23 protein-coding genes and 3 tRNA genes are annotated in these 24,660 nt (G+C 67.2%); 17 read left to right on the top strand and 9 right to left on the bottom strand.

Annotated elements, in window-relative coordinates; translation table 11 throughout:
- Positions 1-70 precede the first annotated feature (70 nt).
- Positions 71-1,459, bottom strand: a complete 1,389-nt coding sequence (locus C6570_RS15000; protein WP_106704735.1) for a phosphomannomutase/phosphoglucomutase — start codon at positions 1,457-1,459, stop codon at positions 71-73.
- 213 nt (positions 1,460-1,672) lie between these two features.
- Here C6570_RS15000 and C6570_RS15005 point away from each other — a divergent pair, with 213 nt between their 5' ends.
- Positions 1,673-2,599 carry a DMT family transporter gene (locus tag C6570_RS15005; RefSeq protein ID WP_106703934.1) on the top strand — a complete coding sequence of 309 codons (927 nt, stop codon included), beginning with the start codon at positions 1,673-1,675 and terminating at the stop codon, positions 2,597-2,599.
- Here C6570_RS15005 and C6570_RS15010 read toward each other — a convergent pair.
- Both C6570_RS15010 and C6570_RS15015 read right to left on the bottom strand, forming a co-directional pair.
- Entirely contained in the window at positions 2,583-3,236 is a 654-nt protein-coding gene (locus C6570_RS15010; protein ID WP_106703935.1) for a riboflavin synthase, read from the bottom strand. The two genes, C6570_RS15005 and C6570_RS15010, sit on opposite strands and share 17 nt — an antisense overlap.
- A 90-nt stretch (positions 3,237-3,326) precedes the next feature.
- Positions 3,327-3,403: transfer RNA gene (locus tag C6570_RS15015), tRNA-Arg, on the bottom strand.
- 197 nt (positions 3,404-3,600) lie between these two features.
- Here C6570_RS15015 and C6570_RS15020 point away from each other — a divergent pair.
- A complete protein-coding gene (locus tag C6570_RS15020; RefSeq protein ID WP_106703936.1) occupies positions 3,601-4,005 on the top strand; it encodes a BLUF domain-containing protein in 405 nt (134 codons plus the stop codon).
- Positions 4,006-4,107: 102 nt separating this feature from the next.
- Here C6570_RS15020 and C6570_RS15025 read toward each other — a convergent pair.
- Positions 4,108-4,184, bottom strand: a tRNA-Ile gene (locus C6570_RS15025).
- Between the two features lie 15 nt (positions 4,185-4,199).
- Positions 4,200-5,219 (bottom strand): heat-inducible transcriptional repressor HrcA, encoded by a 1,020-nt coding sequence (gene hrcA / locus C6570_RS15030; RefSeq protein ID WP_106704736.1) that lies wholly within the window; start codon positions 5,217-5,219, stop codon positions 4,200-4,202.
- A gap of 26 nt (positions 5,220-5,245) precedes the next feature.
- Between hrcA and C6570_RS15035 the strand changes: the two genes are divergently transcribed.
- The 3 genes from C6570_RS15035 to rapZ are packed head-to-tail and all read left to right on the top strand — an operon-like array spanning position 5,246 to position 8,746.
- On the top strand, positions 5,246-6,142 hold the full coding sequence (locus C6570_RS15035; RefSeq protein WP_106703937.1) for an NAD kinase: 897 nt from the start codon (positions 5,246-5,248) through the stop codon (positions 6,140-6,142).
- Between the two features lie 4 nt (positions 6,143-6,146).
- Positions 6,147-7,880 (top strand): DNA repair protein RecN, encoded by a 1,734-nt coding sequence (recN, locus tag C6570_RS15040; RefSeq protein ID WP_106703938.1) that lies wholly within the window; start codon positions 6,147-6,149, stop codon positions 7,878-7,880.
- Positions 7,877-8,746, top strand: coding sequence for an RNase adapter RapZ (gene rapZ, locus C6570_RS15045; protein ID WP_106703939.1), 870 nt, complete (start codon positions 7,877-7,879; stop codon positions 8,744-8,746). The genes recN and rapZ overlap by 4 nt, the downstream gene beginning before the upstream one ends.
- On the opposite strand, the gene mutY is transcribed toward rapZ, so the two are convergent.
- From mutY to mutM, 3 genes are all read right to left on the bottom strand, one after another.
- On the bottom strand, positions 8,709-9,821 hold the full coding sequence (gene mutY, locus C6570_RS15050) for an A/G-specific adenine glycosylase (protein WP_245896214.1): 1,113 nt from the start codon (positions 9,819-9,821) through the stop codon (positions 8,709-8,711). The genes rapZ and mutY overlap by 38 nt on opposite strands.
- Positions 9,822-9,829: 8 nt before the next feature.
- A complete protein-coding gene (locus C6570_RS15055) occupies positions 9,830-11,740 on the bottom strand; it encodes a dynamin family protein (protein WP_106703940.1) in 1,911 nt (636 codons plus the stop codon).
- Positions 11,741-11,885: 145 nt separating this feature from the next.
- Positions 11,886-12,701 carry a bifunctional DNA-formamidopyrimidine glycosylase/DNA-(apurinic or apyrimidinic site) lyase gene (gene mutM, locus C6570_RS15060; RefSeq protein WP_106703941.1) on the bottom strand — a complete coding sequence of 272 codons (816 nt, stop codon included), beginning with the start codon at positions 12,699-12,701 and terminating at the stop codon, positions 11,886-11,888.
- Between the two features lie 44 nt (positions 12,702-12,745).
- Here mutM and C6570_RS15065 point away from each other — a divergent pair, with 44 nt between their 5' ends.
- From C6570_RS15065 to pth, 7 genes are all read left to right on the top strand, one after another.
- On the top strand, positions 12,746-14,527 hold the full coding sequence (locus C6570_RS15065) for a tetratricopeptide repeat protein (RefSeq protein WP_245896215.1): 1,782 nt from the start codon (positions 12,746-12,748) through the stop codon (positions 14,525-14,527).
- Positions 14,413-15,075, top strand: coding sequence for an outer membrane lipoprotein LolB (locus C6570_RS15070; RefSeq protein WP_245896216.1), 663 nt, complete (start codon positions 14,413-14,415; stop codon positions 15,073-15,075). The genes C6570_RS15065 and C6570_RS15070 overlap by 115 nt, the downstream gene beginning before the upstream one ends.
- Before the next feature lie 3 nt (positions 15,076-15,078).
- Positions 15,079-15,936: a 4-(cytidine 5'-diphospho)-2-C-methyl-D-erythritol kinase gene (ispE, locus tag C6570_RS15075; RefSeq protein ID WP_106703944.1), complete on the top strand. Its 858-nt coding sequence runs from the start codon at positions 15,079-15,081 to the stop codon at positions 15,934-15,936.
- A gap of 39 nt (positions 15,937-15,975) precedes the next feature.
- A tRNA-Gln gene (locus C6570_RS15080) sits at positions 15,976-16,052 on the top strand.
- A 94-nt stretch (positions 16,053-16,146) separates the two neighbouring features.
- The gene (locus tag C6570_RS15085) at positions 16,147-17,124 is read left to right on the top strand and encodes a ribose-phosphate pyrophosphokinase (protein WP_106703945.1); all 978 of its coding nucleotides are present in this window, start codon (positions 16,147-16,149) and stop codon (positions 17,122-17,124) included.
- A gap of 94 nt (positions 17,125-17,218) precedes the next feature.
- Positions 17,219-17,854 carry a 50S ribosomal protein L25/general stress protein Ctc gene (locus C6570_RS15090; RefSeq protein ID WP_106703946.1) on the top strand — a complete coding sequence of 212 codons (636 nt, stop codon included), beginning with the start codon at positions 17,219-17,221 and terminating at the stop codon, positions 17,852-17,854.
- Between the two features lie 165 nt (positions 17,855-18,019).
- The gene (pth, locus tag C6570_RS15095) at positions 18,020-18,673 is read left to right on the top strand and encodes an aminoacyl-tRNA hydrolase (protein ID WP_106703947.1); all 654 of its coding nucleotides are present in this window, start codon (positions 18,020-18,022) and stop codon (positions 18,671-18,673) included.
- Positions 18,674-18,727: 54 nt separating this feature from the next.
- Here pth and C6570_RS15100 read toward each other — a convergent pair whose 3' ends face one another.
- Complete coding sequence (locus C6570_RS15100) at positions 18,728-18,982, bottom strand: YfhL family 4Fe-4S dicluster ferredoxin (protein ID WP_106703948.1); 255 nt, start codon at positions 18,980-18,982, stop codon at positions 18,728-18,730.
- A gap of 123 nt (positions 18,983-19,105) precedes the next feature.
- Between C6570_RS15100 and C6570_RS15105 the strand changes: the two genes are divergently transcribed.
- The 5 genes from C6570_RS15105 to C6570_RS15125 all read left to right on the top strand — a co-directional run bounded on the left by C6570_RS15105 (position 19,106) and on the right by C6570_RS15125 (position 24,612).
- The gene (locus tag C6570_RS15105; protein WP_106703949.1) at positions 19,106-20,074 is read left to right on the top strand and encodes an ABC transporter permease; all 969 of its coding nucleotides are present in this window, start codon (positions 19,106-19,108) and stop codon (positions 20,072-20,074) included.
- 190 nt (positions 20,075-20,264) lie between these two features.
- Positions 20,265-21,146 (top strand): ABC transporter permease, encoded by an 882-nt coding sequence (locus tag C6570_RS15110; protein ID WP_106703950.1) that lies wholly within the window; start codon positions 20,265-20,267, stop codon positions 21,144-21,146.
- Positions 21,147-21,153: 7 nt separating this feature from the next.
- Complete coding sequence (locus C6570_RS15115) at positions 21,154-22,179, top strand: ABC transporter ATP-binding protein (protein WP_106703951.1); 1,026 nt, start codon at positions 21,154-21,156, stop codon at positions 22,177-22,179.
- Complete coding sequence (locus C6570_RS15120; protein WP_106703952.1) at positions 22,176-22,997, top strand: ATP-binding cassette domain-containing protein; 822 nt, start codon at positions 22,176-22,178, stop codon at positions 22,995-22,997. The genes C6570_RS15115 and C6570_RS15120 overlap by 4 nt, the downstream gene beginning before the upstream one ends.
- Before the next feature lie 124 nt (positions 22,998-23,121).
- A complete protein-coding gene (locus tag C6570_RS15125; RefSeq protein WP_106703953.1) occupies positions 23,122-24,612 on the top strand; it encodes an ABC transporter substrate-binding protein in 1,491 nt (496 codons plus the stop codon).
- Positions 24,613-24,660 lie beyond the last annotated feature (48 nt).

Genomic DNA, 24,660 nt, shown 5'->3' on the forward strand with positions numbered 1-24,660 from the left:
ATAGCTGCTGGCGCTGACTGGACCAGCGCTGGCGGGCGAAAAGGCCATGAATTCACCGCGCCACCGCCAGTCAATGCGCGGCATGGCCCAGTTGCGCATCGGGCTTCACGCGGCGCAGCAGCGCCAGCATGTCGGCTTCGATGCGCGCCAGCGCCTCGGGCGTGTGGCCTTCAAAGCGCAGCACCAGCACGGGCGTGGTGTTGCTGGCGCGCACCAGGCCAAAGCCGTCGGGCCAGTCCACGCGCACGCCGTCGATCACATTGACTTCGGCCGGCGCGCTGAACACCGACGGCGCCAGCGCCTGCAGCTCGGCCGCCAGGCGGTGCGGCTCGCCTTCGGCGCAGGCCACGTTCAGCTCGGGCGTGCTGTGGCTGGTGGGCAGCGCGTTCAGCACGGCGCTGGGGTCGGGCTGGCGGCTCAAAATCTCCAGCAGGCGGGCGCCGGCGTAGGTGCCGTCGTCAAAGCCGTACCAGCGCTCTTTGAAGAAGATGTGGCCGCTCATCTCGCCGCCCAGGGGCGCGTCGACTTCTTTCATGCGCGCCTTGACCAGCGAATGCCCGGTCTTGAACATCAGCGGCACGCCGCCCGCGGCCTGAATGGCGGGCGCCAGGCGCTGCGAGCATTTCACGTCGTACACGATGGTGCCGCCGGGCGCGCGGCTGAGCACGTCCTGCGCGAACAGCATCATCTGCCGGTCGGGGTAGATGGTCTGGCCGTCTTTGGTGACGATGCCCAAGCGGTCGCCGTCGCCGTCGAAGGCCAGGCCCAGCTCGGCGTCGGTGGTTTTGAGCGCCTGGATCACGTCGCGCAGGTTGTCGGGCTTGCTGGGGTCGGGGTGGTGGTTGGGAAAGCGGCCGTCCACCTCGGTGAACAGCTCGGTCACCTCGCAGCCCAGCGCGCGGAAGATGCCCGGCGCGCTGGCCCCGGCCACGCCGTTGCCGCAGTCAACCACGATTTTCATTGGCCTTGCCAACTGAATATCGCCCACGATGCGCGCCACGTAGGCGGGCTGCACATCGTGCTGGCGCACGCTGCCGCCGGGGCGGCGCTGCCAGGTTTCGGCCTCGATCATCTGGCGCAGCGCCTGGATCTCGTCGCCATAGATGGCGCGGCCCGCCAGCACCATCTTGAAGCCGTTGTCGTCGCGCGGGTTGTGGCTGCCCGTGACCTGAATGCCGCTGCGGCACAGCGTGTGCGCGGCAAAGTACAGCATGGGCGTGGTGACCATGCCGATGTCGATCACCTCCACGCCCGCCGCCACCAGCCCGCGCACCAGCGCAGCGCTGAGCGCAGGGCCGGACAGGCGCCCGTCGCGGCCCACGGCCACGGCGCGCTCGCCCGCGGCCAGCGCCTGCGTGCCAAAGGCCAGGCCCAGCGCCTCGGCCAGAGGCTCGGTCAAAGTGGTGGGCGTGGTGCCCCGGATGTCGTAGGCCTTGAAGATGGCGGGTGTGACTTGCATGGCCGCCATTGTAGGCAGGCCGAATACTTCTAAATTGATAGCTGCCGGCGATGGCCCGGCCTGCGCTGGCGGCCAAAAACATGCTGAATCAGCGTTGCAGGCGCAGCAGGGGCGGCAGGGGCGCACCACGCTGGCCGCATCAATGCGCACCACAGATTTCATCAATGGCCGCGCGGTTTGCCAACGGTGGCAGTGGATACTCATCGGTTGACCATGAGCAGCGCCGCCCAGCTTCACCCCACCGCCGCCGACCGGCCTCTGACGCCCGGGCTAGGCGCCGAATTCATCTTTCTGGCGGCGGTGTGGGGCGCGTCTTTTCTGTTCATGCGGCAGGCGGCCGTGGAATTTGGCCCCCTGCCCACCGCCGCGCTGCGCGTGGCCATCGCCGCCCTGGCGCTGCTGCCGCTGATGCTGGCGCGCGGCCTGGGGCCGTCGCTGCGGCGGCACTGGCGGCCGGTGTTCGTGTGCGGACTGCTCAATTCGGGCATTCCGTTTGCGCTGTACGCGTTCGCGCTGCTGCACATCACCACCGGCGTGTCGGCCATCCTGAACGCCACCGTGCCGCTGTTCGGCGCGCTGGTGGCCTGGGCGTGGCTGGGGCACCGGCCGGGCGCATCGCGCTCGGTGGGCCTGGTGCTGGGCTTTGTCGGCGTGGCGCTGCTCGCCTGGGACAAGGTCGCCATGAAGGGCGGCGCCAGCGCCACCTGGGCCGCGCTGGCGGTGCTGGCCTGTCTGGGTGCAACGCTGTGCTACGCCGTAGCGGCCAGCTTCACCCAGCGCTTTTTGAGCGGCCTGCCACCGCTGATGACCGCCACCGGCAGCCTGATGGGCGCGGCACTGGGGCTGGCCGTGCCCGCCGCTTTAACCTGGCCCGCACACATGCCCAGCGCCAAGGCCTGGGGTTCATTGGTCATTCTTGGCGTGCTGTGCACCAGCGTCGCGTATGTGCTGTATTTCAGGCTGATCGAGCACCTGGGCCCGGCGCGCGCGCTGACCGTCACCTTCGCGGTGCCGGTGTTCGCCCTGATTTACGGCGCCACGCTGCTGGGCGAGTCGGTCACGCCCTGGATGCTGGGCTGCGGCGCCGTGGTGCTGTGCGGCACGGCTCTGGCCACGGGCGCCATCAAGCTACGGATTTAATAGCTTCCTGCGCAGGCGCAGCGGGCGCTGTGAGCATTCTTTCTACATAACGGGCGATCAGGTCAATCTCCAGGTTGACCGACACGCCAGGCGCCAGCACATGCAGCGCGGTGTTCTGCACGGTGTGCGGAATCAGGTTGATGCTGAACTCGCAGCCCTCGGCCCGGTCGGCCACGCTGTTGACCGTCAGGCTGACGCCGTTGACCGTGATCGAGCCCTTGTACGCCAGGTAGCGGCCCAGCTCGCGCGGGGCGCGGATGCGCAGCTCCCAGCTTTCGCCCACGGGCGCGAAGTGCGTCACCACGCCCACGCCATCCACGTGGCCCGACACGATGTGCCCACCCAGGCGGTCGTGCGCGCGCAGGGCTTTTTCAAGGTTGACGGGGCCGGGCCGATCCAGCCCGGCCGTGCGCGCCAGCGATTCGGCAGAGATGTCGATGGCAAAGCGGGCGGCGGGCGCGTCGATTTCAACGGCCGTCATGCAGGCGCCGTTCAGCGCGATGCTGTCGCCCAGCGCCACGTCGTCCAGGTAACCCGCGGGCGTTTGCAGATGCAGGCGCAGCCCGTGCGCGGGCGTGGCGCCCAGCGGCTGCACTTCGGCAACCTTGCCCATGGCGGTGACGATGCCGGTGAACATTGGCGCATCCTTCTTCAAGACGGACGGGTATCCAAGGACCCCAAAAACAAAAGCCCCGCAAACATGGTTTGCGGGGCTTTGTCGGATAGATGGCGCGGCTGGCAGGATTCGAACCCACGACCCCTTGGTTCGTAGCCAAGTACTCTATCCAACTGAGCTACAGCCGCGCGAAGCTAAGGAGTATAGCAGCAAATTGGCGATTGTCACCAACTTCCACCATTTTGTTCCAAATTCGTCGTGTCGCGTGGCTCGCTCACACGTCAGCCCGTGGGCGCGCTGGCATTAGTCCGCCCTCATCTGTGTCGCGCGACATAGTGACGCGCGTTCAAGTGCACTACCCTGTCGTTTCTACAGGAGCGCCTAATTGCTGATCGACTATTTTCTTTACACCAGCTGCTTGCCGGACGACGCAGACGCCTCCTCAGTGCCCGCCATCGTCAAGCAGGCACGGGCGCTGAATGCGAGCGCGGGCATCACCGGTGTATTGGCGTTTGATGGCGAGTGCTTCGTGCAGTACGTGGAAGGCCCGCCAGACGCCGTGCAAAAGCTGGCCGCCGCACTGGCGCGCGACACCCGTCACACGCGCTTCAAATTGCACACCCAGGGCAGCATCGAACTGGCTGAGCGCCGCTTCAGCGCCTGGCAAATGGGGTACGCCGATATGGATGTGGCTGGTGAGGACTTAGTGATCCCCACCCTCGCCGGCCTGGACGGGGACGCTGCGCTGGATTACTTCCTGAACCACGCCCCGGCGCTGGACTTTGCGTGAAGGCCCGGGCGCGCGGCAGCACCGGTCTATCTATATGTAGAGGGTGCCTGCCGTAAGGGAGACTGCCGCAAACAGTTGCGGCGAGCGATCGGATGGGTGGGGTGGTAGGGCGTGTAGGACTTGAACCTACGACCAAAGGATTATGAGTCCTCTGCTCTAACCAACTGAGCTAACGCCCCCAGCCGGGCGCTATTCTAGGCGCTGCCCTGTGGCTTGCCCTGGCTGAGCGCATTGCTGACCAGGCGCGAGGTGATGTCCACGATCTGGATCATGCGGTCGTAAGGCATGCGCGTGGGGCCGACAACGCCTAGCGTGCCCACCACCTTGCCGTCAACCTCATAGGGCGCGCTGACCACCGACAGCTCTTCCACGGGCACGGTCTGGCTTTCGCCGCCGATGTAGATACGCACACCTTCGGCCTCGCTGGACACATCCAGCAGCCGGATCAGCTGCGCTTTTTGCTCGAACAGATCGAAAGCGCGGCGCAGCTGGTTCATGTCAGAGGCGAAGTCGCTCACTGCCAGCAGGTTGCGCTCGCCCGAGATGACCACCTGATCCTGCGCCTGCGTCATCGCTTCAGACCCGGCGGCCACGGCGGCGTGCATCAAGGTGCCGATCTCGCCGCGCAGGCTGTCCACTTCCTGGCGCAGCCGGGCGCGCACCTGTTCGATGGCCATGCCTGAAAAGTTGGCGTTCAGGTAGTTGGCCGCTTCCTGCAGCTCGGTGCCGGTGTAGTCGGTTTCGGTGAACAGCACGCGGTTTTGCACATCGCCATCGGGCGTGACGATGATGAGCAACAGCCGCCGCTCCGACAGCCGCAAAAATTCGATGTGCCTGAACACCGAGGTGCGCCGCTGCGTCATGACCACGCCGACAAAGCTGGACAGGTTGGACAGCAACTGCGCCGCGCTGGCGATGACTTTTTGTGGCTGGTCTGGCGGCAGCGCGGGCGCGTCCAGCGGGCCCGGTTGCGCGGTGAGCATGGTGTCGACAAACAGGCGGTAGCCGCGCGGCGTGGGCACGCGCCCCGCCGAGGTGTGGGGGCTGACGATCAGACCCAGATCTTCCAGATCGGCCATCACGTTGCGGATGGTGGCGGGCGAAAGCTCCAACCCCGACGCGCCTGAGAGCGTGCGCGAGCCCACTGGCTGACCGTCGGCGATGTAGCGCTCGATCAGGGTCTTCAGCAGCAGGCGTGCACGGTCATCCAACATCAAATTCATTATGATGTAATTTGACAATGAGTCTTCAGTTTCCCCGTGTCGCGCTGGTCGGCAAATACCAGGATTCGGCCCCCGGCGCCACGGTGGAATCAACCCGCGAGGTGGTCGCCGAGATCGCCGAATTCCTCCAAAGCCAAGGCTGTGAAGTGGTGCTGCCCGAGCGCACCGCGCGCAGCACCGGGCTGGACAGCTACCCCATCATGGACGTGGCCACCATCGGCGCCGAATGCGATCTGGCCGTGGTCGTGGGCGGCGACGGCACCATGCTGGGCATCGGGCGCCAGCTGGCGCGCCACGGCACCCCGCTGATCGGCATCAACCAGGGGCGCCTGGGCTTCATTACCGACATTCCGCTGGGTGAATTCCGTGACGTATTGCCGCCCATGCTGCACGGCGCGTATGAGGAAGACCACCGCAGCCTGATGCACGGCACGCTGTTTCGCGAAGGCGAATCGGTGTTTGAGGCCTTTGCCATGAACGACGTGGTGGTCAACCGCGGCGCTGCGGCCAGCATGGTGGAGTTGCGGGTGGAGGTGGATGGCCATTTCGTCGCCAACCACCGCGCCGACGGCATCATCGTGGCCACGCCCACCGGATCAACCGCCTACGCCCTGTCGGCGGGCGGGCCGCTGTTGCACCCGCTGGTACCCGCGTGGACGCTGGTGCCGATTGCGCCGCACACGCTGTCCAACCGGCCCATCGTGCTGGCCGACCCGGTGGAGATCGCCATCGAAATCGTCTCGGGCCGAGACGCCAGCGCCAGTTTTGACATGCAGTCCGTCACCTCACTGCAGCACGGCGACCGCATCGTGGTGCGGCGCTCGGATTCGCGCGTGCGTTTTCTGCACCCCAAGGGCTGGAGCTATTTCGACACGCTGCGCGAAAAGCTGCACTGGAACGAAGGCGGGGTCTGACGCCATGGCATTGCGGCACCTTAGCCTGCGCGACTTCGTGATCGTCGAAGCGCTGGAGCTGGATCTTGAAGCAGGCTTCACCGCGTTGACCGGCGAGACCGGCGCAGGCAAATCCATCTTGATTGACGCGCTGCAGCTCGTGCTGGGCGGCCGGGGCGATGCCCTTTGGGTGCGCGAAGGCCAGGCGCGGTGCGATCTGGCTGCCGAGTTCGACACGCCCGACGCCGCCGCGCCGTGGCTGGTCGAGCAGGGTTTTGACCACGACGGCGAAGCGCTGCTGCTGCGCCGCACGATTGATGCGGCGGGCAAGAGCCGCGCGTGGATCAACGGATCGTCCGCCACCTTGGGCCAGCTGCGCGAGCTGGGCGAGTGGCTGGTGGACATCCACGGCCAGCACGCCTGGCAAAGCCTGACGCGCCCCGCCGCCGTGCGCGCCCTGCTCGACGGCTACGCCGGTGCCGACCTGCGCCCCACACAGGCCGCGTGGGATGCGTGGCAGCAGGCGCAAAGCGCGCTGGCCAAGGCGCAAGGCGACCAGGCCAACCTGTCGCGCGAGCGCGAACGCCTTCTTTGGCAGATCGGCGAGCTGGACAAGCTGGCCCCGGCCGACGACGAATGGGAAGAGCTGAACCAGCGCCACACCCGCCTGTCGAACGCGCAAACATTGATCGACGGCGCCGAGGCCGCCGCCAGCGCGCTGGAGGGCGACGACGACGGTGCAGCCCTTTCCAGCCTGACCCGCGCGCTGAACCAGTTGCAGGCGCTGCAGGCGATCGAGCCAGAGTTTCAAGCCGTGGCCGATGTGCTTGAAGCCAGCATCGCCCAGGCGCAAGACGCGGCGCACAGCCTGCACGCCTACCTGCGGCGCGCCGAGGCCGATCCGCAAAACCTGGCGGCGTTGGACGAGCGTGTCAGCCTGTGGCTCAGCCTGGCGCGGCGCTACAGTCGCCCGCCTGAGGAGTTGCCCGCGCTGCTGAAAGCGTGGCGGCAGGAACTGGCCGCGCTGGAGGCGTCCGGCGACTTGCAGCAGCTTGAAAGCCAGGTTGCCCAAACCCGCGCCGCCTATGAAGCGGCAGCGCAAACCGTGTCGCGCCTGCGCGCCAAAGCCGCGCCGCGGCTGGCGGCGGCCGTGACGGCGGCAATGCAAACGCTGGGCATGCAGGGCGGCGTGTTCGCTGTGGCGCTGGATCGCCTGGCGCGGCCTGCGGCGCACGGCCTGGAATCGGTGCAGTTTCTGGTCTCAGCGCACGCTGGATCAGCGCCACGCGCTATCGATCGTGTAGCATCTGGCGGTGAATTGTCTCGCCTGGCGCTGGCCATTGCGGTCACCACCAGCGAGCTGGGCAGCGCCGGCACGCTGGTGTTCGACGAGGTCGATTCCGGCGTGGGCGGTGCCGTCGCCACCACCGTGGGCCGGCTGCTGCAACGCCTGGGGCGCGACCGCCAGGTGCTGTGCGTGACCCACCTGCCGCAGGTGGCCGCGTGCGCCGACCACCATCTGCTGGTGCGCAAACAATCGGCCGCCAAAGGCACAACCAGCCACGTCGCACCCATCGCCGGGCAAGCCCGCACCGCCGAAGTGGCGCGCATGCTGGGCGGCGAGCGCCTGTCTGAAACCTCGCTGGCGCATGCGCAAGAGATGCTGGACGCGCCGGCCGACGCCGCGCCTGCGGCCGCTTCGCCCTCCTCCAGTTCCTCCAGCCCCGCCGCGCCGCGCGGCCGAAAGTCGCGCGCATGAGCAGCATCAAGGAGCTGGTGGTCATCACCGGCATGTCGGGTTCTGGCAAATCGATTGCGCTGCACGCCCTGGAAGACGCGGGCTATTACTGCGTGGACAACCTGCCGCCCGAGCTGCTCGAGCCGCTGCTCGCCCTCGAAACCGACCGGAATGACCGCAAGCTGGCCATTGCCATGGATGTGCGCAGCGGCCAGTCGCTGCCGCAGTTGCCCCTGCTGCTGCACGGGCTGACGGACAAGGGCATCCACCTGCGCCTGCTGTTTCTGGACGCCAACGACCAAACCCTGGTGCGGCGCTTTTCTGAAACGCGGCGGCGCCATCCGCTGTCGCTGGCGGGCGAGGCGGGCGACCCGCAGACGCTGCTGCAAGCTATCGCCCGCGAACGCGATGTGCTGGCCGACCTGCGCGATCGCTCGCACGTGATCGATTCCAGCTTCCTGCGCGCGGCGCAGCTGATCGCCTACGTGAAAGAGTTGATCGCCGCGCCGTCGGCCCTGCTCACGCTGGTGTTCGAATCGTTCGCCTTCAAGCGCGGCATCACGTTGGATGCCGACTACGTGTTTGACGTGCGCATGCTGCCCAACCCGCATTACGAGCCCGCCCTGCGCGCGCTGACGGGGCGCGACCAGCCGGTCATCGACTTCCTGGACGCGCAGCCCGAGGCGCAACGCATGCTGCACGACATCGCCGCCTTTGTGCGCCAGTGGCTGCCCGCCATGGCGCGCGACCACCGCAGCTACGTCACGGTGGCCATCGGCTGCACCGGCGGGCAGCACCGATCGGTGTATCTGGTGGAAAAGCTGGCGGCCCTGTTCGGCCCGGACTGGTTCAGCCTGCGCCGCCACCGCGAGCTGGATCACCACTGAACAGCGGCGCCTGCTGCGCGGGCGTGTCGGCCAGAAAGCGGCGCACCGGCGCGGGCAGGCCCAGCGCCGCCCACTGCGCCGGCGCGTACCAGGCGCCCGGGGCCCCATCACCCGGCCAATCGGCTGGCGCGGCGCCCACATTGACCGAGACGAAGTGCAGATCCAGATCGCGGTGCGTCAGCACATGGCGCACGGGTGTGTGCTCAAACGCATCGCCGCGCAGCGCCTCGGGCAGCGCGGCCATCAGCGCTTCTCGGCTGTCGAACGTGGGCAGGCAATGCAGGGCAGCCCATATTCCCTCAGAAGGCCGTGGCGCAAGCCACACCTGCGCTGGCAGCTCCTGTAAATGTAGCAACCACAGGTTTTGATGGCTGCGGCGCACGCGCCGTGTCTTGACCGGGTAGCGCTCCGGCGCGCCCTCGCGCCGGGCCACGCAGATGTCGCCCAGCGGGCACCCGGCGCACGCGGGGCGCGAGCGGGTGCAAACCGTGGCGCCCAGGTCCATCAGGCCCTGCGTGTAGGCGGGCATGGCGATGGCCAATTCGCGCGTCGGCAGCGCCGATTCGGCCCTCTGCCACAGCGCACGTTCGTTGGCCGCCACGCTCAAATCCTGGTCAAAGCCCCAGGCGCGGGTCAGCACGCGCTTGACGTTGCCGTCCAGGATGGCGGCGCGCTCGCCATAGCAAAAGGCCGCGATGGCCGCCGCCGTGGATCGGCCGATGCCGGGCAACGCGGCCAGCGCCTCGGCCGATGGGGGAAAAACGCCGCCGTGTTCATCAACCACGGCCTGTGCGCAACGATGCAGATTGCGCGCGCGCGAGTAGTAGCCCAGCCCGCTCCACAGGCCCAGCACGTCGTCCATCGGGGCCGCCGCCAGGCTTTGCACGTCGGGGAAGCGCTGCAGAAAGCGCGGGTAGTAGTCGAGCACGGTGCTCACCTGCGTTTGCTGCAGCATGATTTCGGACAGCCACACGCGGTACGGATCGCGTGTGCCCTGCCACGGCAGGTGATGGCGCCCGGCGCTGCGCTGCCAGCCGATCACGCGGTCGGCCAGGCCCGTTTCGGTGGTGGGCACGCGGCGGGTCAGGCCTCGGCCGGCTCGGGCTGCGCGGCGCCCTGCTCGGCCAGCGCGCTGTGCGCGGTCAGCTCGCGCGTCAGCGCATCCAGGCGCGCCTGCACCTGCTGCCAATGGGCGTCCAGCGCGTTGATCTCGTCAATGCGCCCGTCCAGCCCGCCCGCAGCGTCTTGGATGCGGCGAATGGCTTCGATGCGGCGGCCAAAAGCCTTGCGCCGCTCGCGCAGTTGCGAATCCAGCTGGCTGGACAGGGATTTGTTCCACAGCTCCAGCTCGCCGAGGGCGGTTTCAAAGATGGACCGCACGCGCGACACCAGCGCGCGCAGGAGCTTCTCGGAAAACTCCTTGCGCGCCAGCTGAACCATGTTGCCAACGCCCAGGTACTGCAGGTGACTGCGTTCAACCGCCGCCAGATCGTCGAGGAAGCGCTGGGTATCGGGCGGCGGCGTGGCTTGCAGCGAAAAGCCGTGCTCGGTGTTCAGTTGCCGGAACGACGCGGTCAGCATGTTGTGGATCTCGGTCTCCAGCGACTGGATCTGCCCGAGGACGCCGCGCAGGTTGTCAAAGCCTGTGGCGTAAGCCTTTTTCACGCCCAGCTTCAGCCCCGGCTCGCGCAGCATGACGCTGAGCTCTGCCAGCGACTGTTTGATGGAGGCGCTGCCCAGCAGCTTGAACACCTCGCGCAGCAGCTTCATGTGCGCCGAGCGCACGGTCAGCACACTGGCGGCGCTGCCGTCGAACTCGGCCTTCTCCCGCTCGACGCGCAGGCGCATCTGGCGGATCACGGTCTGGTTCTTGCCGCGCAGGCCTTTCAGTTCGGACAGTTGTTCAGTCAATTCGCGCCGGCGCACGCTCATGGTTCGGGCGGCCTGCTCGTTCAGCTGGCCCACCACGTTGTCGATGGCCGAGATCAGCATCGCCTGGCGCGCGCCCAGCACCTGGGCGCCCAGCAGGCGCTCAAAATCGGGCAGATGGCTTTCGCTGAGCAGCATGCCGTCGCCGCGCACCTTGGCCAGCAGCCCTTTTTGCGCCGACAGCGCCAGCACCTGCTCCACCGGCAGATCCAGGGTGCGGGCGGTTTCCTGGCGCTGGCGCTCGACCTGGGCGCGGATCTGTGCGGGCGTGCTCAGCTCGTCCCATAAGGTGTCGATCTTGTTCAACACCACAAAACGCGTGGCCGACGACGACTGCAGCGTGGCCAGGTGCTCACGCCAGATCGACATGTCCGAGCGCGTCACACCGGTATCAGCGCCCAGCACGAACACCACGGCCTGGGCCTGGGGAATCAGGCTGACGGTCAGCTCAGGTTCGGCGCCAATGGCGTTCAGCCCCGGCGTGTCCAGCACCACCAAGCCCTGCTTCAGCAAGGGGTGGGCCATGTTGATCAGAGCGTGGCGCCAGCGGGGCACCTCGACAAGCCCCTGGGCATTGACCGGCGGGTTGTCTTCAGGCTGTTCGTCGTGCCAGAAGCCCAATGCGCGCGCCTCGTCTTGCGAGACGTAGCGCACTTCCGACACCTTTTCCATGGCGCCGGCCAGTTGGTCGGGGTTGTCCACGTCCAGATCAACGCGGGTCCACTGCTCGGGCACCAGGCGCCATTCCAGCAGCGCCTTCGATTCAAGCCGGGTTTCAATGGGCAGCAGGCGCAGGCAGGGTGGCAGGGCCGGGTCGTAACCCAGCTCGGTGGGGCACATGGTGGTGCGGCCGGCGCTGGCGGGCATGATGCGGCGGCCGTAGGCGGCGAAGAAAACCGCGTTGATCAGCTCAGACTTGCCGCGCGAGAACTCGGCCACGAAGGCAACCATGACCTTGTCGGTCTGCAGCCGCTCGCTGAGGCTCAGCAGGCGCTCTTCGGCGCCGTCGTCCAGCAAGTCCTGCTCGCGCAGCCAGTCGCCAAGCACTTTGACGCGCAGGCCCATTTCCCGGCGCCAAGCGCCGTGCCTGTCAAAGTGTTCGTTGAAACCCGTCACTGTGGCCGCCCCGCAAGTTAACGGGGAATATTACACCGCGCACTTGCGCGGCCCTAGCAAGGTTTTCACGCCAGCGGCCATCCGGTTGGCCAATTCACGGCTTCTGGCACGTGGGGCAGTAGAACGTAGACCGCTGCCCCATGCGCACCTGCCGGATGGGCGTGCCGCACACGCGGCAGGGCAAGCCTTCGCGCGCGTAGACCGCCGCCTCCACCTGAAAGTGGCCCGTCTCGCCCAGCGCGTTGGAGAAGTTGCGAAACGTCGTGCCCCCGCGTTCCACGGCACGGTGCAGCACGCTGCGAATGGCGGCGTGCAAGCTGTTGGCACGCGGGCGTGACAGCTTGTTGGCCCGGGTGGTGGGGCGAATACCCGCCTTGAAAAGCACTTCCGAGGCATAAATGTTGCCCACGCCCACCACCACTTCGCCCGCCATCAGCACCTGCTTGATGGGGGTGCTGCGCCGCTGCAGCGCCGCGTAGAAGGCATCGGCCGTGAAATGGTCGCCCAGCGGCTCTGCCCCCAGCTTGGCGAGCAGTTTGCGCGCAGGGTCGGCATCCAGACTGGGCGACCACAGCACGGCGCCAAAGCGGCGCGGATCGTGCAAGCGCAGCACGCCCCGGGTGGTGGTCAGGTCGAAATGGTCGTGCGCGCCAGGCGCGGGCGGGTTTTCACGCACGCTCAGGCTGCCCGACATGCCCAGGTGCAGCAGCAAGAGCCCCTCATCCAGGTGCAGCAACAGGTATTTGCCGCGCCGGCCCACGTCCTGCGCCGTGCGGCCCACCAGTTCACTTGGCTCGATGCCCAAGGGCCAGCGCAGCGGCAGCCCCATGCGCACATCCAGCACGCGGCCGCCCACGACACGGTCGGCCATGGTCTGGCGGGTTACTTCGACTTCGGGCAACTCAGGCATGCGCGTCCACACACTTCAATGGCATGGATTATTATGAGTTGATGATGCATTTCACGCGTGTTCTGGCTGTGTGGGCCTTGGCCAGTGTGGGCGGCGCGGCCCTCTCGCAGACACCCCCAGCGCCCCCGCAAGCCCCGGCGTCGGCCCCCGCAGACGCGGCCTCTTCCTCATCCAAGCCCCCTGCGCAGTCGGCCATGACGGCCCGGCTGATGTACGAGCTGCTGCTCAGCGAAATGTCGTTCCAGCGCGGCGACGCCCAAAGCGCCGTTTCGCTGATGCTGGACGCGGCCCGCCGCACGGGCGACGAGGCGCTGTACAAGCGCGCGGCAGAGCTCGCGATCCAGTCGCGCTCGGGCCCCGCCGCGCTGGAGGCCATGCGCGCCTGGCGCCAGGCCTATCCCAAATCAGTGGCGGCGGGCCAGTACGAATTGCAGGTGCTGATCGTCATGGGCCGCGTGGCGGACACCGAAGACGCCGTGCGCCGCTTCATCACCACCCTGCCCGCGGAAGACCGCGTGACCTTCCTCACCGCCATTCCGGCGATGTACCAGCGCGTGCCAGACAAGGCCGAGGCCGCCGCGGTGGTTGAACGCGCCCTGGCCGACTCGTTGAAAGACCCGGCGCTGGCGCCCTCGGCCTGGACGACCATCGGCCGCATGCGCCTGCAGGCAGGCGACAAGACCGGTGCTTTGTCAGCCGCCTCGCTGGGGCAGAACGCAGGGGCCCAGTCCGAATGGCCCGCGTTGCTGGCATTGCAACTGTTGACGGCAGGCGAGCCCAAGGCCGAATCGCTGATCCAGCGCTATCTGGCCAGCCCAGGCGCCAAACCCGAGGTGAGCATTGGCTACGCCCGCGCGCTGGTGGAGCTGGGCCGCAACGCCGAGGCGCACACCCTGCTGCAAGGGCTGACGCAACAGTCGCCCAACGAGCCCGACCCGTGGCTGGTGCAAGGCGCCCTGTTCGCCGACGAGCGGCAGTACCCGCAGGCGGAAACCGCTCTGCAACGCTACCTCGACTTGACCAATCGCCCCGCCAGTGAAACCGGGGTGGACCGGCGCGTGGGGCGCGATCAGGCCCGCATGATGCTGGCGCGCATCGCCGACCAACGCGGCGACTACGCGCGCGCCACCAAGCTGCTCGACGCCATCGAGTCGCCCGAACAGACGCTGGCCGTTCAGGCACGCCGCGCCGACATGCTGGCGCGCCAGGGCCAGATGGACGCGGCACGCCGCGCCATCCAGTCGGTGCCCGAGCGCGGCCCCGACGACGCCCGCCTGAAGATCCAGGCCGAATCGCAGCTGCTGCGCGACCACAAGCAACCCGAGGCCGCCTACCAGTTGCTGGCCGATGAACTCGCCAGAGATCCGGACGACGAAGGCCTGCTGTACGACACAGCCATGGCCGCCGAGCGCGTTGGCAAAGTGGACGAGATGGAACGCCTGCTGCGCCAGCTGATTCAGGTCAACCCCGAGGCCGCCAACGCCTACAACGCGCTGGGCTATTCGCTGGCCGATCGCGGTGTGCGCCTGCCCGAGGCCAAGCAGCTGATCGAGAAAGCCGTGCAACTGGTGCCGGACGACGGCTACATCCAGGACAGCCTGGGCTGGGTCGAATTCAAGATGGGCCGCCACCAGGAGGCCAGGCGCCTGCTGGAAGGCGCCTACAAGTCGCGGCCAGACGCCGAGATCGCCGCCCACCTGGGCGAAGTGCTGTGGACGCTGGGCGACCGCGAAGGCGCGCGCAAGGCCTGGCGCGATGGCCTGCGCCTGAACCCAGAAAACGACACGCTGCTCAACACCTTGAAGCGCTTTCGGGTGACGCCTTGACTGGGCAAGGTGCACGCACATCGTTGAGCGGTTTCGGTCGGCCAGAGAGTCCTGCAGGTCTATCCCGACGCAGCCTGGGCGCGCTGGCAGCTACGCTTTTGATAGCTGGCTGCGCAAGTAGCACGGGCGCCAGAGGCAGTTTTGACACTGAAACCAATGAATGGAGCGGGCGCCTGGCGCTCTCTGTCGCATCCGAGCCGCCGCAGTCTTTCTCAGCCGGCTTTCGTCTCACGGGCCACGCGGACGCGGGCGAGCTGAGCCTGACATCGCCGCTTGGCAACATCCTGGCGGTGCTTGAATGGCAACCGGGCCAGGCCATGCTTCGGCAAGGCGATCAAACCCGGCAGTTCGCCTCGGCAGAAGCCATGGCGGCTGAGTTGACCGGCGCACCCATTCCCGTGCGCGCGCTCTTCGCCTGGCTGCGTGGGCAGCCAGAGCCGGTGGAAGGCTGGCAGGCGGATCTGACGCAACTGCCCTCCGGCCGCCTGAACGCGCGGCGCGAGATGCCGCTGCCGACGGCCGAGCTGCGCATCGTGCTGGACCGCTGAAGCATGCGCGCCTTGTGGGACGTGCCGGCGCCGGCCAAGCTGAACCTTTTTCTGCACATCACCGGCCGCCGCGACGACGGCTATCACCTGCTGCAATCGGCTTTCATGCTGATCGACTGGTGCGACACGCTGCACTTTGAAAGGCGCGAAGGCGGTGCCCTGTCGCGCGAAGACCTCACCACCGCGCTGCCTGCGGACGATCTCATCCTCCGAGCCGCGCGCGCCTTGCAGAGCGCCACGGGCTGCACGACCGGCGCGCACATCCAGGTGCACAAACGCATTCCTGCCCAAGCGGGCATGGGTGGCGGATCGTCCGACGCGGCCAGCGCGCTGCTGGCGCTCAACCGGCTGTGGGACTTGCAGCTGTCTGTCTCGGCGCTGGCGCAGCTGGGGCTGACGCTCGGCGCGGACGTACCCTTCTTTTTGCGAGGGCACAACGCCTGGGTAGAGGGCGTGGGCGAGCGCATCACGCCTTTGACACTCCCGGGAGCGCAGGTCGTCGTGGTAAAACCGCCTCAGGGATTGAACACCGCAGAAATTTTTCGCGCGGGCGATCTGGATCGCGATTCAAAGCCTGCTACAATCTCTGGCTTTGCTGCAGATGCTTACGGCTTTGGCCGCAATGACCTGCAACCCGTTGCCGAGCGGCTTTGTCCGCAGGTTGCCGAAGCGGTAGCGCTGTTAAAGCGGTACGGTCTTTCGGGCAAAATGACGGGTTCAGGCAGCGCGGTCTTTGCGGTGGTTCCGGGGTCTGTTCAGGCGCATAGCCTGGCGATCGAAGTTCCACCGGAATGGCAGGTTCGTGTGTGCAGCAGTATGAAGTGTCATCCGCTTGTCGGGTGGGCTTCTAGCGACAATTGAAGGCGGTTGCTTCGGTATTTTGGAAGCAGCAACCTGCGTAGGGGAGTCGCCAAGTTGGTTAAGGCACCGGATTTTGATTCCGGCATGCGAGGGTTCGAGTCCTTCCTCCCCTGCCAAACCGTATATGCCAGCGCGCGCGGCTAGCGCCAGCCGCAGCGCGATACCGGCACAGTTTCTGCCACATCGCTTCAGCTACCAGCCGGAAAGCTCATGCAGCCCCATTCCCACTCTGACTTTCTGGTTTTCACGGGCAATGCGAACCCGGCACTGGCGGCGGAAATTGCCAGCAACCTGGGAATCGGGCTGGGCGCAGCGGATGTCGGCCGCTTTTCGGATGGCGAAGTCACCGTCGAGCTGAAGCAGAACGTTCGTGCGCGCGATGTGTTCGTGGTGCAGTCCACCTGCGCGCCCACGAACGAAAACCTGATGGAATTGCTGATCATGGTCGATGCGCTCAAGCGTGCGTCGGTCGAACGCATCTGCGCAGTCGTTCCGTATTTCGGCTATGCCCGTCAGGATCGCCGCCCGCGCTCCACGCGGGTGCCGATCTCCGCCAAAGTGGTGGCCAATCTGCTGCAGACCGTCGGCGTGAACAGCGTGCTGACGATGGATCTGCACGCCGACCAGATTCAGGGCTTCTTTGACATCCCGGTCGACAACATCTACGCTTCGCCCGTGCTGCTGGGCGATTTGCGCCAGAAGAATTACGACGACCTGCTGGTCGTCAGCCCCGATGTCGGTGGCGTGGTGCGGGCGCGCGCGCTGGCCAAGCAGCTGGGCTGCGACCTGGCCATCATCGACAAGCGCCGCCCCAAGGCCAACGTGTCGGAAGTGATGCACGTGATCGGCGATATCGAAGGCCGCAACTGCGTGATCATGGACGACATGATCGACACCGCCGGCACGCTGGTCAAAGCCGCAGAAGTGCTGAAGGAACGTGGCGCGAAGAAGGTGTACGCCTACTGCACGCACCCCATTTTCTCTGGCCCCGCCATCGAACGCATCGCCAAGGGATCGGCCCTGGACGAAGTCGTGGTGACCAACACCATTCCGCTGAGCGACGCTGCGTCGCAATGCCCCAAGATTCGCCAGCTTTCCGTGGCCCCGCTGTTCGCCCAGACGATTCAGCGCATTGCCCGTGGAGAGTCGGTGATGGGCTTGTTCCAGGATCAGGAAAACCTGTTCTAAGGAACGGCAAGTGCCGCGCCGCCCATTCACGGGCCGCGCGGTTTTTTAATCGGAGTCGCACTGGTCGCGGTCGGCTCCACCAGGAGTTAAGCAAATGAAATTCGTCGCTTTTGAGCGCGCCAAGCAAGGTACGGGTGCGAGCCGCCGTCTGCGCAATGCTGGCAAGGTGCCCGGCATTGTTTACGGCGGTGAGGGTGAGCCTCAACTGATTGAACTGGACCACAACGCGCTGTGGCAAGCCCTCAAGAAAGAGGCGTTCCACGCTTCCGTGCTCGATATGGAACTGGACGGCAAGTCCAGCAAGGTGCTGCTGCGTGACCTGCAAATCCACCCGTTCAAGCAACAAGTTCTGCACATCGACTTCCAACGCGTGTCGGCCAAGCAGAAGATCCAGATGAAAGTGCCGCTGCGCTTCACAGGCGAGGAAGAATCCAACGCCGTGAAGACCGACAAGGCCCTGGTCAACCACATCCTGACCGAACTGCAAGTGTCCTGCCTGCCGGCCGACCTGCCCGAGGCCATCGAAGTAGACCTGTCCAAGCTGGAAAAAGGCCAGACCCTGACGCTGAAGGACATCGCGCTGCCCAAAGGCGTTGAAGCCGTGCTGCACGGCCACAGCGCCGAAGATATGGTGCTCGTGTCTGTGGTGATGCCCGCGGTTGAAGCAGAAGCCGAAGCCGCCCCGGCCGCTGAAGCGCCTGCCGCCCCCAGCGAAGGCGAGAAGAAGTAAGTTCCAGCCAACGGGCGGCGCGCGCTGCGCTCACCGCCCCAGCTCAACGGCCCGCTTCGTGCGGGCCGTTTTGTTTTGCACCTTGGCAAGCGTCACTGGTCTGCCCCAGCACTTCACAATGCGCCGCCGCCCCTGCGGTGCGCAAGCCCTGCGGATAATCACCCCATGATCAAGCTGTTCGTCGGCCTGGGCAACCCAGGCCCTGAGTACGAGGCCACGCGGCACAACGCGGGCTTCTGGTGGATTGACAACCTCGCCCACGCCTTGGGCGCGCGGCTGGTGCCCGAGCGGGGCTACCACGGCCTGGTGGCGCGCACCAGCATCGACGGCCACACCGTTTGGCTGTTGGAGCCCCAGACGTTCATGAACCTGTCCGGCAAATCCGTCTCGGCGCTGGCGCGGTTCTTCAAGATTGCGCCGGAAGAAATACTGGTCGTGCACGATGAGCTGGACTTGCCCGCTGGTGAGGCCAAGCTCAAGCAGGGCGGCGGCCACGCGGGGCACAACGGCCTGCGCGACATCCACGCGCAAATGGGTTCGTCGGACTACTGGCGCCTGCGCATCGGCATTGGCCACCCCGGCAGCAAGGACGAAGTTGTGGGCTGGGTGCTGCGTCGCCCGCCGCAGGACGAGCTGATCGGCATCGAGCAGGCCATTGACCGATCCATCAAAGCGGCTTCAGCGCTGGCGGCGGGCGACATGACCAAGGCCACCCAGCTCATTCACACCAGCAAGCCGCCACGGCCCAAGCCCCCGCGCAAGGCGCCGCCATCAAACGAGCCGGACAGCACGACGCCCGGCTCGGCAGATGCGTCCTAAGCAGCGCTGCACGCCAGCCAGCCGCACGCCTCGGCGCTTAGGGCGCGCCGCCTGTCACTCCTTGACCAGCATCAGGCGCCGGTACTTGGTCCACAGCGCGTCCTGGCTTTCCGTGTGCGACGGATCGACGGGAATGCATTCCACCGGGCACACCTGCACGCACTGCGGCTCGTCAAAGTGGCCCACGCATTCGGTGCATTTGGCCGGATCGATGACGTAGATCTCTTCGCCCATCGAAATCGCTTCGTTGGGGCATTCGGGTTCGCAGACGTCGCAGTTGATGCACTCGCTGGTGATCATCAGCGCCATGGTGGCAGCACTCCTGGGGGCAAGGCCTTGATTATCGACGCCCGCGGGCCGCGGCGCGCACCGCCTGGCCGATGCCGCTACCGATTGTGCTGATAATGCCGCCACGGTCGCCCGCCCTCCCGCATGAACTACTTCTTATTCAAACGTGCCCTCACGCTGATCGCCACCTTGCTGGCCACCAGCGTGATCGTGTTTGCCGTGCTGGAAGTGCTGCCCGGCAACGCGGCGCAGGTGCTGATGGGCCCCGACGCCGACCCGGCCGCCGTGGCCGCCAAGGCGCAAGAGCTTGGCCTGGACCGCCCTGCCCTCGCCCGCTACGCCGATTGGATGCGCGGCCTGCTGCACGGCGACATGGGCTTGTCCTATGCCTACGGCACGCCGGTGACCGAGCTGATTGCCGAACGCCTGACGCTCACCGTGCCGCTGGCCGTCTTCGCCATGCTGTTGACCACGGTGATGGCCTTGCTGGCGGGCGTGTACGCCGCGGCCAACCACAACCGCGCAGGCGACGTGGGCCTGATGACCTTGGCACAGATCGGCATCGCCATTCCTAACTTCTGGTTTGCGATGCTTTTGATCCTGCTGTTTTCCGTCAAGCTGCAGTGGTTTGCCGCGGGCGGGTTCGACGGCTGGTACTTTGACGAAGGCGTCTGGGCCGGGCTGTGGGCGGGCCTCAAGGCGCTGGTGCTGCCCGCGCTGGCGCTGGCGGTGGTGCAGGCCGCCATCCTGGCGCGCTTTACCCGCTCGGCCGTGCTGGAGGTGCTGCGCGAAGACTTCGTGCGCACCGCGCGCGCCAAGGGCTTGTCACAGCGCGCCACGCTGTGGGGCCATGTGCTGCGCAACGCGATGATCCCGGTCATCACCGTGATGGGGCTGCAGTTTGCCGAGCTGCTGGCGGGCACCATCGTGGTCGAGAACGTGTTCTACCTGCCTGGCCTGGGTCGCCTGATCTTTCAAAGCATCGCCAACCGCGACGTGATCGTGGTGCGCAACTGCGTGCTGCTGCTGGCCGCCATGGTGGTCATCGTCAACTTCGTGGTCGACGTGCTGTACGCCGTGATCGACCCGCGCGTGAAGGCCAGCCAAATATGAGCTTCCCCCTGGGGCGCTTCGCGCCTCCCCCCCGAGGGGGACGCCGCCTGTGGCCGGAGCAAGCCACGGCCACGGCGACAGTCGGGCGCGATGGGTGCCGAGCTCTCTTAGGACACGGCATACGCTATCGTACTGATAGCTGCTCGCGCTTATCCCTCCAGCGCCAGATCCGTTTTTCCTCCATATTTTCATGAGCAGCGCCGCCCTTCCCGCCACCACGCTCACGCTGCGCGCCGCGCCCAGCTTCTGGCAGCGCGCGCGGCGCCACCCTGGGTTTTTGATCGGCGGGCTGCTCACCTTGCTGCTGCTGGCCGCTGCGGCGCTGTCGTACGTCTGGACGCCCTACTCGGTGTTTGACGTGAACATGGACGCCAAGCTGCTGCCGCCCGGCACCGCGCACTGGCTGGGCACCGATGCGTATGGGCGCGACATCGTTTCGCTGCTGCTGGTGGGCGCGCGCGCGTCGATCCTGGTGGGCGTGATCGCCGTGGGCATTGGCCTGGTCATCGGCACCGCGCTGGGCCTGCTGGCGGCGGCGCGGCGCGGCTGGGTCGAAGAAACCATCATGCGCGTGTCGGACTTCGGCTTTGCCTTTCCAGCCATCCTTTCGGCCATCATGCTGACGGCGGTGTACGGGCCCGGCATCGTCAACGCCATCGTCGCCATCGGCATCTACAACATTCCCACCTTCGCGCGCATCACCCGCGCCGCCGCCAACGCGGTCTGGAGCCGCGACTACGTGCTGGCCGCGCGCGCCTGCGGCAAGGGCCCCTGGGCGATCACTTTCGAGCACGTGCTGCCCAACATCAGCGCCGTGCTGGTGGTGCAGGCCACCATCCGCTTTGCCGTGGCGATTCTGGCCGAGGCCGCGCTGTCTTACCTGGGGCTGGGCACCCAGCCGCCGCAGCCCAGCTGGGGCCGCATGCTGGCCGAGGCGCAAACGCTGATGTTCGACGCGCCACTGCTGGCCGTGTGGCCCGGCCTGGCCATTGCCCTGGCCGTGCTGGGGCTGAACCTGCTGGGCGACGGCCTGCGCGACGTGCTGGACCCGCGCCTGAATCGCCGAGGCTGAAGCTGCCATGACACCCCTGCTCGAAGCCTCTCACCTGCGCGTGGACCTGCACACGCACAACGGCACCACGCCCGCCGTGCGCGACATGGGCTTTGCGCTGCAACCGGGCGACACGCTGGGCCTGATTGGCGAAAGCGGCTGCGGCAAATCCATGACGGCGCTGGCGCTGATGGGCCTAGCGCCCGACAACGCCGCCGTCAGCGGCAGCCTGAAGCTGGCCGGGCGCGAGCTGATCGGCCTGGCCGACCGCGACTGGCGCGCCCTGCGCGGCGACCGCATCGCCATGATCTTCCAGGAGCCGATGACCGCGCTGAACCCGGTGCACACCATCGGCAACCAGATCATGGAGCCGATGCGCCTGCACCGCGGGCTGGGCCGCGCCGAAGCGCGCCAGAAGGCGCTGGCGCTGCTGGAACGCGTGGGCATTCCCGCGCCCGCGCAGCGCTTTGACAGCTACCCGCACCAGTTTTCGGGCGGGCAGCGCCAGCGCATCATGATCGCCATGGCGCTGGCCTGCGAGCCCGATGTGCTGATCGCCGACGAGCCCACCACCGCGCTCGACGTAACGGTGCAAAAGCAGATCCTGGCGCTGATTGCCGAACTGGTGGCCGAGCGCGGCATGGCGCTGATCCTGATTTCGCACGACCTGGGCCTGATCGCGCAGAACGTGCGCCAGATGCTGGTGATGTACGGCGGCGAGGTGGTCGAGCGCGGCGCCGCGGCCGAGGTGTTCGCCCGCCCGGCGCACCCCTACACGCGCGGGCTGCTGGCGGCCCGCCCCAGCCTGGCGCAGCGGCTGGTGGCGCACCGCAGCGAGCGCCTGCCGACCATTGCGGGCACCGTGCCCAACCTGTTTCAGATGCCGCCAGGCTGCCCGTTTGCCGGGCGCTGCGCCTTTACCGCCGACGGCTGCGCGCAGCGGCCGCCGCCTGAGGTGCGGCTGTCGCCAGCGCACAGCTTTCTTTGCAGCCGCGCCGACGTGGTGCTGGCCGGCAGTCCACATGCTATGCAAACAGGAGCTTTCAGCGCATGACCAGCCAGCGCCAGAGCCCTTTTTTGCTTGATATCCGCGATGTCACGCGGGCGTACCCGCTGCCGCGCGAATCGGTGCTGCGCGCGCCCGGCACGGTGCAGGCGCTCAAGGGCGTGTCGCTGCAGGTGACGGCGGGGCGCAGCATGGGCATCGTGGGCGAATCGGGATCGGGCAAGAGCACGCTGGCGCGCCTGGCCATGGCGCTGGAGCGGCCCACCAGCGGGCAAGTGCTGTTCGAGGGGCGCGACTTGAACGCCCTGAGCGCCGCCGACCTGCGCGCCGCGCGGCGCGATTTTCAGATGGTGTTTCAAGACCCCTACGGTTCGCTGGACCCGCGCCGCGCGGTGTGGCGCACCGTGGCCGAGCCCGCCGCCGCGCTGGAAGGCGCCAGCCGCCGCCAGCAGCGCGACCGCGCCGCCGAAGCGCTGGCCGCCGTCGGCCTGGGCGCCGACGCGCTGGACAAGTACCCGCACGAATTCTCGGGCGGGCAGCGCCAGCGCATCGCCATCGCCCGCGCGCTGATCACCCGGCCCAAGCTGATCGTGGCGGACGAGGCCGTGAGCGCGCTGGACGTATCCGTGCAGGCCCAGGTGCTGAACCTGATGGCCGATCTGCGCGACGCGCACGGCGTGACCTTCCTCTTCATCAGCCACGACCTGGCCGTGGTCAGCCACTTGTGCGCCGACGTGGCGGTGATGAAGGGCGGCCTGGTGGTCGAGCACGGGCCGGTGCGCCAGGTGCTGAGCGCGCCGCAACACGCCTACACGCGCACGCTGCTGGCGTCGGTGCCCGAGCTCGTCCCCCCGCCCGCGTTCTGAGGCGTTGTACCGCTGCGTGGCTGCCGGACGTGTGCGGCAAATGGGCGTCGCGCCCGGTCGTGCTGAAGAACGCCACCCTGCGCTACCATGCGCGCGACACTGCCCCAACCGGAGAAGCACGACGATGATCAAGCGCCGCGAATTCGCCCTGACCTTGCCCGCCCTGGCTGCAACCCTGCAGCTGCCCGCCCTGGCGCAGTCGCGCAAAGACAGCATCGTGCTGGGCATGACGCTGGAGCCGCCGGGCCTGGACCCGACCGCGGGCGCCGCGTCGGCCATCGCCGAGGTGACGCTGTACAACATCTTCGAGACGCTGACCAAGATCAACGCCGACGGCAGCGTGTCGCCGCTGCTGGCCGAGCGCTGGGAAGTCTCGCCCGACCTGCGCACCACCACGTTCTACCTGCGCAAAGGCGTCAAGTTCAGCAACGGCGAGCCATTCAACGCGCAGGCGGTCAAGTTCAGCTTCGACCGCGCCGCGGGCGAAAAAAGCACCAACAAAGACAAGCGCACCTTCGCCGCCATGGAAAGCGTGCGCGCGGTGGACGATTACACGCTGGTCATCGTCAACAAAGAACCGGACCCGGACTTCCCCTTCCTGATGGGCCAGGGCACGGCCATCATCGTCGAGCCCAAGAGCGCCGACACCAACGCCGCCAAGCCCGTGGGCACCGGCCCCTACGTGCTGGACGGCTGGGCCAAGGGCTCGTCCATCACGCTGAAGGCGTCGCCCAGCTACCGCGCCCCGGGCGCGCTGAAGATCAAGCGCGCCACGTTCCGCTTCATCAGCGACCCGGCGGCGCAGGTGGCGTCGGTGCTGTCGGGCGACGTGGATGCGTTCGTGCGTGTCACGCCGCGCGGGCTGAACCAGTTCAAGTCCAACCCGCGCCTGCAGACGGTGGTGGCGGGCTCGCGCGCCAAGACCGTGCTGGCCATCAACAACGCCAAAAAGCCCCTGAACGACGTGCGCGTGCGCCGCGCCATCAGCGCCGCCATCGACCGCAAGGCCGTCATCGCGGGCGCGGGCGACGGGCTGGGCGTGCCCATCGGCAGCCACTACGTGCCGGGCGCGCCGGGCTACATCGACACCACGGGCATCAACCCCTACAACCCCGACAAGGCGCGCGCGCTGCTGAAAGAAGCGGGCGTGGCCACGCCGCTGGAGCTCAGCCTGGTGCTGCCGCCCCCGCCCTACGCGCGCCAGGGCGGCGAGGTGATCGTGTCGCAGTTGGCCAAGGTGGGCATCAACGCCAAGGTGCAGAACGTGGAATGGGCGCAGTGGCTGGCCAACACCTACGGCGGCGCGCACAACTACGACCTGACGATCATCAGCCACGTCGAGCCGTTTGACCTGGACAACTTCACCAAGCCCGACTACTACTGGGGCTACCAGAACCCGAAGTTCAACGCGCTGTACGCCAAGATCAAAACCACGCCGAACGTGGCCGAGCGCAACCAACTGCTGGGCGACGCGCAAAAGCTGCTGGCCGACGACGCCGTGCTGGCCTGGCTGTACCAGCCCCAGTGGGTGACGGTGGCCAAGAAGGGCGTGCAGGGCCTGTGGAAAGACATGCCGCTGTTCGTCAACGACCTGTCGGCGCTCAGCTGGGCGTAACGCCGGGCGCTGGCGCGGGGCGCGGCCGACTATGTTTTTGATAGCTGC

Origin of the sequence: Ottowia oryzae (assembly GCF_003008535.1) — a bacterium.
GTDB classification, from domain to species: domain Bacteria; phylum Pseudomonadota; class Gammaproteobacteria; order Burkholderiales; family Burkholderiaceae_C; genus Ottowia; species Ottowia oryzae.